Genomic DNA, 10,560 nt, shown 5'->3' with positions numbered 1-10,560 from the left:
TTATTTAATTTTCAATTCAATCGCCGGTTAATAGTGCAAACGTAGAAGTTGACCCCGCCTTTAGCTACAATATTAATTACGGATAACGCATGCATAAGCTATCAATATCTTCACACAAATTGACGTTTAATTTGAGTCTAGGCCTAATCCTGGGAATCCTTCTGTTGTCCGGCTGTGCATCACGTCAACTGGTTCCCCTACCGGACGGCGGCTCGATAGATCCTCAATTTCGGAGCTCTACCAAAAGCGACCGCGGTGTCACCATAAGGGTACAGGCATCTGCTTGGAGCGGACGACCGAGCGACCTTTCCAGCTACGTTACTCCCTTTTACCTATTGGTAAGGAACGATACGGATAAAACACTTTTCTTTGACTATACCGACATAACCATAATCGATGAGAACCGGGTCCAGTATAACTCCCTTCCCCCGGAGACAGTGGTTGGCATCATAAGAGCGGACTTCAGGCCCGGCTTGTTCTTCCGCCCGTTTTTTTCATTCGGGTTAGGATACGGCGGATTTTATCGCCCCTATGGCTTCGGCTTCAACACCTTCTTTTACGATCCCTTTTACCCGGGCTGGTATTATCCCCCAGCTTATTATTCGGCGCGCTATGATGATATATTCACCCAAGCCTTTACCCCCGGCTTGCTACAACCGAATGCAAAGTTTGAGGGATTCATATATTTTAAAAGGATTCCAACTCAGGTTAGGTACTTAACAGTCGAAATTGGTTATGAAGTAGAGGGTGAGCCTCGCCGGCTCAGTTTTCCATTCGCCGTGGAGAGCCGTTCTCGCTGAGCCTACTCTCTCCTGCCGTTATTAGTACAAAGCTCGATAGCTGCTGATTAACTTCATGCCTGATAATTGCTCAGGGGGGGCTTTCACCTGATTGACCGCCAAAGCCGTATTTGAAGGAATCGCTCCCTAATTCCTCCGCCATTCTGTATTTCTCGACTGCTTCATCATGCCTGCCCGATTTATCCAGTGCCCAGCCCCAGCCATAATAGGCTTCGGCAAGTTCTTTCTTCAGCTCGGGAGTGCTTCCTTCCCCCTTAGAGCTAGCCTCCAGGGATTTTACCAATCCCTCATAGGTAGGAACATAATAAGGGTTTATTCTTCTAGCCTCTTTATACTTCTCTATAGCCTTATCGTATTGGCCAAGCCGTTCAAACACATATCCTAAATCGCTGTAAGCATAGGGATGTCTTGGGTCGAGCCGAATTGCTTTCTGAAACTCCCCTTTTGCATCCTCGTTCATTCCCAAAGTTACCAGACTAACCCCCAGGCGGTAATAGGAATCGGCAAACTTGGGGTTTAGATAGATTGACTGTTTAAACTTGCTCAGGGACTCAAGGTATTTCTCTGTTCCCTCATTGAATTTTTTTTCGTTATCGTACTGTCTTCCCCAATAATATAAATCCAAGCCCCAGTCATAATAAGCCAAATAGTATTCCGGGTCGATCTTGAGTGACTCTCTTCGCTTCTCTATCGACCGGTCGTATTTTCCCATCATGGCTAGCACAGTTCCCCAGTAATTATAAAACTCCGCATCGGGCTTTCCCTTAAACCCCTGGAATTTGGATAGTGCATCGGTATAGTCTCTATCCCCTCCCCGGTTATCCCCACTTACTTTCTTTGTCCTGGCTAATAGAGCCAGCTCATATCCCCATTGGGCATAGACCTTAGGATTATCGGGGGAGATTTCAGATGCCTGCCTGTATTTTTCGATGGCCGCTTCACTTTGACCCATAATTGATTCCGCTATACCCCACTCTACAAGAACGTTTGCATCCTTCTTCTGGGTTTGAGCTTGTTTGTAACTATTGAAGCATTCTTCAAAGCCCAGGTCACCGCAGTTCCAGGCTATTTTACAAGCTTTTTCATACTTTTCATCCACCTCTTCGGGCTTCGCTATTCTCAAACGCACGAGCCTTGAAAGCACCCTGCCCCACTCCGTATAAACCTCTACATTCCGGGGATTGGCCTCCGTAATCTTTCTATAAACCATATCCGCCTCTTCATATTTTCCGTTGTTAGAATAGAATCTGGCTAGCTCAATTCGGTTCAAATAGTCGGGGGCCATGGCGAAAGCCATCTGCTCGGCCAGTTTATCGATCATAGCTTCCAGGTCTCTTTCCTTTCCCTCCTCCTCCCAGGGCCCCTTCTTATTCGTCCTGGCTATTATTTTTATGTCGTCTCCTTTCTTTATGACGTCCCCCGAAATTACCTCGTTTTCCCTCCCAAATATCCCCTTTACGTAGGAAACAAAGGAGTCCAAGGATATTCCCCCTACCTCCATCTTTATGGTCAAACCCTCCGGACTGGCCCGCTTCAGGCGAACCGGCTCCGGCTTTTGTGCAGCCTGGTATCCAAAGTCAAGCCCCGCTCCCATAACCCCGGCGTAATTAGTAGTGGGCACGGAAGAAATTTTGTTGTTAATTTTGTCTATAAGAAGCTCGGCAATTGCAACGCCGGTCATCTCCTTTAGCTCCGGAGGGACGTCAAAGGGTGTGACTATCGGCTGTTTTTTTCCAAACTCAAAGACCAGAACGGTCGCAAGTAATAAGACCAAGAAAAAAGCAAGGCACAAAAGTACATTTTCCATCAGTCTTTTAACACCCTTATATAGTCGAGACACAGTCAAAGACTCGGATGACCGCTCTTTGGGTTTGTGTTTGTTAATATGCTTTAGAAAGTCAGAAACGGTGCTTAATTCCTCACCGCATTCTTCACAGTGTGTCTTTTTTGAAATAGAGTTATCCATGAATCTTCGGGCACTGCGGCACTAGCTGTGCTCAACCCGGTGTAATTATAAACCGTTTTTAATGGCTAGTCATACAAGAGGAAATGCCATGAAAATGTAGTGATAAAGAATTTAGTAATTCTTCGGACTCTCTTTGACACCTCTCCCCTCTAACCCTACAATGTTAAGCAATGGATAATAAGACCCTATATCTCATCGATGGAAGCTCCTACATCTTCAGGGCATACCACGCCATAAGGAGCCTCCGCACCTCCTCCGGATTCCCCACGAACGCCATATTCGGATTCACCTCCATGATCTTCAAGTTCCTGAAGGATTACAAGCCGGAATACCTGGGCATCGTTTTTGATTCAAAGGGCAAAACCTTTAGGGACGATATTTACCCACTATACAAGGCAAATAGAGGCGCCCCGCCCGATGACCTGGAGTTGCAGATACCGAAGATATTCGAGATCGTGGATGCTCTTCAGATACCGCAAGTGCAGATGGAAGGGTACGAGGCCGACGATATCATCGGAACACTGGCGGTGAGAACCGAGGAAAAAAGCAGTAATGTCGTACTGGTAACCGGAGACAAGGACTTCTGCCAGCTTGTTTCCGATAAGGTGACGCTACTCGACACCATGCGAAACAAAAAGACCGGCATAAATGAGGTAGTGGAAAGGTTCGGCGTCCCGCCGGAGAGGGTCACAGATGTTCTTGCCCTTTCCGGAGATTCCATAGATAACATCCCCGGGGTGCGGGGGATAGGAGAGAAAACAGCATCGGAACTCATAAGGAAGTTCGGGTCACTGGAAAAGCTCCTAGAGAGCATTAACGATATCCCGCAGAGACAGAGGGAGCTATTAGAAGCTAACAGGGAAAATGCGCTACTAAGTAAAAAGCTCGTCACCATAAAGACCGATGTACCGATTAACGTGAGCTTAGAAGACCTCCGGTATGGGGGTTTTGATAAAGAGAAGCTGGCAGGGATTTTCGAAGAACTGGAATTCAAATCCCTTGTAAGAGAGATCGGGGTTCTCCCCAAGTCCAAACCGGACAGCATTTCTGGAAAAAAGTCTAAAAAGCCTGCACAAAGCAGTTCCCAGTTAGGATTTCTCAAGGAGCCTCCATCCCCAAACCCCGTTTCTTCACCTATAACTATCTCCCGGTCCGAACAAGTATCCTACGACGATTACCACCTGGTGGTTTCGCCTGAGGATTTGGACAAGGTCTTAACCCGGGCCCGGTCGACCGGAGAGGTATCGATTGACCTGGAAACCACGTCTCAGGAGCCGATGAAGGCTCAGATTGTCGGGATTGCCTTATCACCGGCACCGCACGAGGCTTATTATATCCCTGTCGCCCACAACTCCATGATTACCGGCCGCTTCAAACAACTTGAGCTAGGTTATGTCCTCGAAAAGCTCAAGCCGCTCCTAGAAGATGCTCAAATCAAAAAGATCGGACAGAACCTGAAGTACGAATTCATAGTCCTGGAGAGATATGGACTAAAGCTCGAAGGAATATACTGCGACACCATCATTGCCGCGCATATGATCGACGCCTCCAGAATGAGCTACAGCCTGGATGAGCTGGCTAAGGTCTACCTCGGACACAAGACCATCACCTACAAAGACGTCACTGGAACAGGCCGGGATAGGATAGATTTTAGCGATGTGGGAATAGAAAAGGCTAAGGTTTATGCTTGCGAGGATGCAGATGTGGCTATGATACTCAGTAAAAAATTGATTTCCCAACTCCAGGAGCTAGGCCTACTGAACGTTCTCAAAGACATAGAACTTGACTTCATAGAGGTGCTGGCAAGAATGGAGATAAACGGTGTAAGAGTCGAGCCTTCCTTACTGGCCGAACTATCAGTCGAGTTTGAGAAAAGTCTTGATAAAATGGCAAGAGACATTTACTCGGAAGTAGGGTTTGAATTTAATTTAAACTCTCCGATACAACTGAGGGAGGTTCTTTTCGACAGGCTAAAACTTCCGAGCAGGAAGTTAACCAGGACCGGGGAGGCGTCCACCGATGTGGAGGTTTTAAACGAGTTAGGCAAGTTTCACCCGGTCCCGCAAAAGGTGCTTGATTACAGGGGGATTTCAAAACTAAAGTCCACTTACGTCGATGCTTTGCCTAAGCTCATAAACCCGGAAACGGGAAGAATTCACACCTCCTTTAACCAGGTAGGGACATCCACCGGAAGGCTCAGTTCGAGCGAACCGAACCTTCAGAACATTCCCATTAAAACCCCCGAGGGAAAGAGAATTAGGGAAGCATTTGTTCCTGAGGAGGGGTATCTAATTCTTTCCGCGGACTATTCTCAAATAGAGCTCAGACTGCTGGCCCATTTCTCCGAGGATAAAAGCCTGGTGGACGCATTTCTAGCCGGGAGCGATATTCACAGCCGCACCGCTTCCGAGATATTCGGGGTATCCGAAGACCTGGTTTCGCCGGAGATGAGAAGGCTGGCTAAGACCATCAACTTCGGAATCATATACGGAATAAGCGGATTTGGGCTGGCAAAACAGTTGGGGACGTCGAATTCCATAGCCAAGAGCTATATTAACGAGTATTTCAAGCGTTACCAGAGCGTGAAGTCTTACATGGAAAAGTCCGTTCAGTATGCACAAAGGACCGGCTATGCCGTAACCATACTTGGACGCCGCCGGCCTATTCCAGAACTCTGGTCAAAAGACAGAGGGACAAGAGGGTTCGGGGAGCGCACGGCCATAAACACCCCTATTCAGGGCTCTGCCGCCGACATAATTAAAATTGCCATGATTAAAATCCATCAGAAACTAAAGTCCGGTTTCAAATCCAGAATGATACTCCAGGTGCATGATGAGCTTTTATTCGAAGCCCACGAGGATGAACTCGAGGAGGTCTCGAGAATAATAAAGGCAGAGATGGAGGGCGCCTGGAGGCTACGCGTCCCGCTGCGGGTGGATATAGGTGTAGGAAAGAACTGGGCCGAGGCGCATTGATATAGAGACCGTTCCAACTGGATTTCTTCTTTAATCGTAGAATCACCCAATGGCCACAACCATTCTACATATCAACAATGTTATGATAATCTGCTTGCAGTTCAATTATTCGCATCCGATATCGTAGCTCATAATTAGAAAACGGAAACTATTTAAAATTTCATCAATTACCCTTTTCAATTTTCCGGATGCGTGTTAAGATAGTTGCCCTGATGAAGATTCTTTACTCAGCGATAGCGGCATTATTCCTCATCACAAGCGGCGCTGGGTGGTCGCAGGACCTTTATCAACTAATTCCGGAAGAGGCAAGAAGTAATGGTAAGCTCGGAGTAATCGTAAAGTCTCTCACAACTGATCAAAAAATTCTGGAACACAACTCAGAAAAACTCTTCGTCCCGGCATCAAACCAGAAAGTGATAACCTCCGTCGCCGCACTCTCTCTTCTCGGGGGTGATTACAGATTTAAAACCGAGTTTTACTCCGGCGGAGGGGTATTAGAAGGTGTTCTTCATGGCGGACTTTACATAAAGGGCTATGGGGACCCGACTCTAAGCACCGAGCATCTCAATTCTATAGCACATGAATTCAAAAAACTGGGTATAAAAGAGGTGAGGGGCGGAATCACCGTAGATGATTCCTTTTTTGACAGCACGAGATATGGGAAGGGATGGAAAGAGCAATGGAAAGGAGACTTTTACAGCCCGCCGATAAGTGCGCTTACCCTCAACCAGAATACCTTTGAAATAAAAGTGTATCCTTCAAAGCTCGGTCAGATCCCTAAGGTGAAGTTAGAACCAAGCGGCACAAATATAAATATCATAAACAAGGCGGTTACCAGCAACAAAAAGGGGGGAGTTACGGCAAAGTGGCTTGAAGACGGAAAGACGATAATGCTTCAGGGAAGGATTTCTCCACGAACTCCTTCATATACAATCAAGACCACCGTCAATAACCCGACCACCTATACCGGAAGCGCCTTCCGGAAGATACTGGAAGACTCCGGGATAAAGGTCCAGGGGTTTGTAGTTATGAATAAAGTCCCACACTGGGCCAGGATTATTTACACCCATTATTCTGACCCGCTGAATTTGATAATAAACGAATACAATAAAAATAGCGTGAACATCATAGGAGAGAACATCCTAAAGACACTTGGAGCGGAATTCAAGTATATTCCGGGAAGCTGGGAAAGCGGGGCCCAGGTTGTCACCGAGTTTCTCCATAGAATTGGCGTGAATGATGAATTTGTCATTGTCGACGGGTCCGGTCTTTCTCCGCTCAATCAAGTTTCACCAAAAGTTTTGTCTGATGTCCTTAAGTACGCCTACAAAAATCAAATGATCAGCCTCCAGTTTATCACTTCCCTTCCTATTGCCGGTGTGGACGGAACGCTTAAAAATAGGTTCAGCACACCAGACGTAAAGGGCAGAGTATTCGCAAAGACCGGGTATTTGAGCAATGTACGGTCTCTCTCCGGCTATATCTACACCAAAACCGGAGATGTCCTCGTTTTTTCCATACTGGATAATGGCTCAGGATGGAAAGCAAGAGAGTTCCAAAATGACCTCCTTATTCAACTGGTAGAATGCTGCAAAAGCAATGGTGCTACCAGCCACTGAACAACCGCCAGTAACTCACTTCTGATTTCCCTTAAATTATAATAATGAAAATTTGGTTTGTCCGACTGCGCCTGAATTTCTTCGATGAATTCTCCCCACCGTCATTCGAGCAGCCAAGCGGTGAAGAATCTAGATCTTTGGCTCCGTTCCAGGATGACGGAAAAAACTATAATAGACTCCTCGCCGATTTTACACTGAGTTTATCGAATGTGCTCATGGTTCGACTGAGCCTATGCTGAACTTGCGAAGCACTCACCATGTAGGACAAGGAAAATTCACAGTAATAACTCTTCACCCTGGAGCGGAGACGAAGGGTGAAGGAAAGACCCATGGTTCGACGGAATTTATTCCTTTGCTTGGTATTCAGAGTAACATTCGGAGAATTGAAATCGGTCCGACTCGCTAATACAGTATCTGTTTGATTATATCCGGGCTATTACAACTAAACTCGCTACTTTGTTCATGACTCAAGCAATAGCCCCTTTAATTATCTATCTTTTTTGATTTCTATCGGGCAACCACTGCACCTAAGCCCGATAGTATAGAAGAACTACGGCATGAATAGGTTAGAATGGTGAGCACCCCAGGAGCCAAACGTTCACAACCACCTTTTCTTTCTGAAGTAAACCAGCATTAAGCATCCTAATAAGAACATTACACCTAGTGCCGCCGGATAACCCCAGGGATGTTGCAGTTCCGGCATGTAATTAAAGTTCATGCCATAGATACCGGCGATAAAGGTGAGCGGAATAAATATCGTGGCGATAATGGTTAATACCTTCATGATCTCGTTCATCCTGTTACCGACGCTCGAAAGGTATATGTCCAGCATGCCGGAAATCAAGTCTCTGAAGGTCTCGACCGTATCGATTACCTGGATCGTGTGGTCGTAGAGGTCTCTCAGATAGGTGTGTGTCGAAGCTTCAATCAAAGATGACTCATCGCGGTCCAGGCTGGTTACCACTTCTCTTAAAGGCCATACCGATTTACGGAGAAATATCATCTCCCTCTTCAATTCATGGATTTCCACCAGGGTTTCGGTGGTAGGATTGGTCACCAGTTCTTCTTCCAAGTCCTCTATCCTTTCTCCTACTTTCTCAAGAATAAAAAAGTAGTTATCAACTACAGCGTCCATAAGCCTATAAACCAGGTAATCGGCTCCGGCCTTTCTGATCCGCCCTTTGTTATTCCTGATCCTCTCCCGTACAGAATTAAAAACATCTCCTACCCCCTCCTGAAAAGATATAACCAGCTTGGAGCTCAGGATGAGACTTATCTGTTCCGCTTCTATTATGCCTTCTTCCTCATCACAGGAAAGCATCTTTAAAACAATAAAGAAATAATTACCGTAATCGTCTAGCTTCGGACGTTGTGACGTATTCAAAACGTCCTCCAGCAAGAGCGGATGAAGACCAAAGTGTTTTCCAACCTTTTGGATTACCTCGACATCGTGAAGACCATCTATATTTATCCAGGATACGGTGGATTTGTCTTTATAGGGAAAACAGTCCTCGATAGAATTTAACTCTATTTCCTGAAAATCCTTTTCGTCATAATCGATAAGAGTAATCTTTACTTCATCCGTTTTCTTTTCTCCTATATGAACAAGCGTCCCCGGAGGAAGACCAGCCTTTGCCGACCTATTCATGAGAAATCTTTGCATAGGGCTCTCCTTATGCCATTAAAGATTCGCCAATAGAGAATGTAAATCGTTAATCAATGCCCATGTATGTGGTCAATTTAACCCCAAAAAATGCGGTTTTTCAATCTGAGAAAGTGCATTGTTCAAAATACTTGGGCCTAGTGCTTGTAAGCATTTGCTGGTGCAACAGGTAATTATGCTAGTAGAAATAGGCGTAAAATTCCTGTACATTGTTCGAATGAAATTCTCCATTGTGCCAGTAAAAGACCTATCTAAGGCCAAGGAAAGGCTTTCCCCTATCCTGTCCCAAAAAGACAGGACTGCCTTAGCCCGGGCTATGTTAGAGGATGTGCTAACCGCAATTAAACAATCGAGGCTTCTTGACCGTTTTTTCGTGGTGACTATGGACGAGAGCGCAGTAGAAATCGCCAAGAACCTAGGGGTCGAGGTTATACAGGAAAAGGAGCAGAAGGGTGAAAGCGCCTCTGTTGACCTGGCTTCGGTGATATGCAAAGAAATCGGGGCGAGCTCGGTGCTAGTCGTACCCGGAGATGTACCTCTCACCACAACAGAAGACATAGATTTTATTCTGGAAAGAGAAAGGGAATATCCATCGGCAATATTGATCCCTTCCCGGGACGAGATGGGAACAAACGCCATTCTGAGGAGGCCGCCTGATTGTTTTCCGTCGCGCTTCGGATACGACAGCTTTAAAAGGCATATTCATGAAGCGGAACAGAGAAAAATCCCCTACGAAAAATACACCATTCCCAGAATAGCCCTAGATATAGACGAGCCAAATGACCTGGCCTTTTTTGTATCTCATAAAACTGACACCAAAACCTATAAGGAACTGACCAGGATAGGAATAATCCAGAAAGGTCTCAAATTGCCTTGATTGATAGAATCGAGCGATGGTAAAGAAACTTACATCTTTCAGGAAAAGCCTTATCGTCGGGGAAAACAAAAGGGGACGGCGTAGGCCATACACCGCCCCGTAATTTATTTACTTTAGATTAGAATTCATCTTCCATTCCCGGATGCCCGTGCATCCCGCCGCCAAATTTCTTCTCTTCCTTTGGTTTTTCGGCAACCAGGGCCTCCGTGGTCAATAACAACCCGGCTACGCTCGCCGCATTCTGTAGCGCACTCCGGGCCACCTTGGTCGGGTCCACTATCCCTGCTTCCACTAAATCACAGTACTCCAACCTGGCCGCATCAAACCCATGCGAACCCTTTCCCTCCTTCACCTTCTCTACCACTATCGACCCGTCCCATCCGGCATTGCTCGCTATCTCCCTTAGCGGCTCCTCCAGCACCTTCTTCACTATGTTCACCCCCGCTCTCTCCTCGTCGTCTACCTCCGTTATATTGTCTAACCCCTTTATCGCCCGGATGAACGCCACTCCTCCCCCGGGCACTATCCCCTCCTCTACTGCCGCCCTGGTCGCATTTAACGCATCCTCTACCCGGGCCTTCTTCTCCTTCATCTCTGCCTCCGTCGCCGCTCCTACCCGGATCACCGCCACCCCTCCAGCCAGCTTCGCCAACCTCTCCT

Annotated in this window: 7 protein-coding genes; 4 read left to right on the top strand and 3 right to left on the bottom strand. The window is 46.6% G+C overall.

The window, feature by feature from the left end; genetic code table 11:
- Nucleotides 1-89 precede the first annotated feature (89 nt).
- Nucleotides 90-800, top strand: a complete 711-nt coding sequence (locus VNN20_02985; protein HWP91149.1) for a hypothetical protein — start codon at nt 90-92, stop codon at nt 798-800.
- Between the two features lie 70 nt (nt 801-870).
- On the opposite strand, the gene VNN20_02980 is transcribed toward VNN20_02985, so the two are convergent.
- Nucleotides 871-2,607, bottom strand: coding sequence for a tetratricopeptide repeat protein (locus VNN20_02980; GenBank protein HWP91148.1), 1,737 nt, complete (start codon nt 2,605-2,607; stop codon nt 871-873).
- 329 nt (nt 2,608-2,936) lie between these two features.
- Between VNN20_02980 and polA the strand changes: the two genes are divergently transcribed.
- Entirely contained in the window at nt 2,937-5,741 is a 2,805-nt protein-coding gene (gene polA / locus VNN20_02975; GenBank protein HWP91147.1) for a DNA polymerase I, read from the top strand.
- A gap of 212 nt (nt 5,742-5,953) precedes the next feature.
- Nucleotides 5,954-7,360: a D-alanyl-D-alanine carboxypeptidase/D-alanyl-D-alanine-endopeptidase gene (gene dacB / locus VNN20_02970; protein ID HWP91146.1), complete on the top strand. Its 1,407-nt coding sequence runs from the start codon at nt 5,954-5,956 to the stop codon at nt 7,358-7,360.
- A gap of 598 nt (nt 7,361-7,958) precedes the next feature.
- Here the strand turns inward: dacB and corA are convergent.
- Nucleotides 7,959-9,023: a magnesium/cobalt transporter CorA gene (gene corA, locus VNN20_02965; protein HWP91145.1), complete on the bottom strand. Its 1,065-nt coding sequence runs from the start codon at nt 9,021-9,023 to the stop codon at nt 7,959-7,961.
- Between the two features lie 175 nt (nt 9,024-9,198).
- On the opposite strand from corA, the gene cofC reads away from it, so the two are divergent.
- Nucleotides 9,199-9,900 (top strand): 2-phospho-L-lactate guanylyltransferase, encoded by a 702-nt coding sequence (cofC, locus tag VNN20_02960; GenBank protein ID HWP91144.1) that lies wholly within the window; start codon nt 9,199-9,201, stop codon nt 9,898-9,900.
- Between the two features lie 118 nt (nt 9,901-10,018).
- Here the strand turns inward: cofC and VNN20_02955 are convergent.
- Nucleotides 10,019-10,560 (bottom strand): TCP-1/cpn60 chaperonin family protein (locus VNN20_02955; GenBank protein ID HWP91143.1); only part of this gene is annotated, 542 nt, incomplete at its 5' end.

Source organism: Thermodesulfobacteriota bacterium (genome assembly GCA_035559815.1).
GTDB lineage: Bacteria > Desulfobacterota_D > UBA1144 > Nemesobacterales > CSP1-2 > DATMAT01.
Note: the sequence above shows the minus strand (reverse complement) of the source record. Positions and strands in the feature narration are given on the sequence as shown.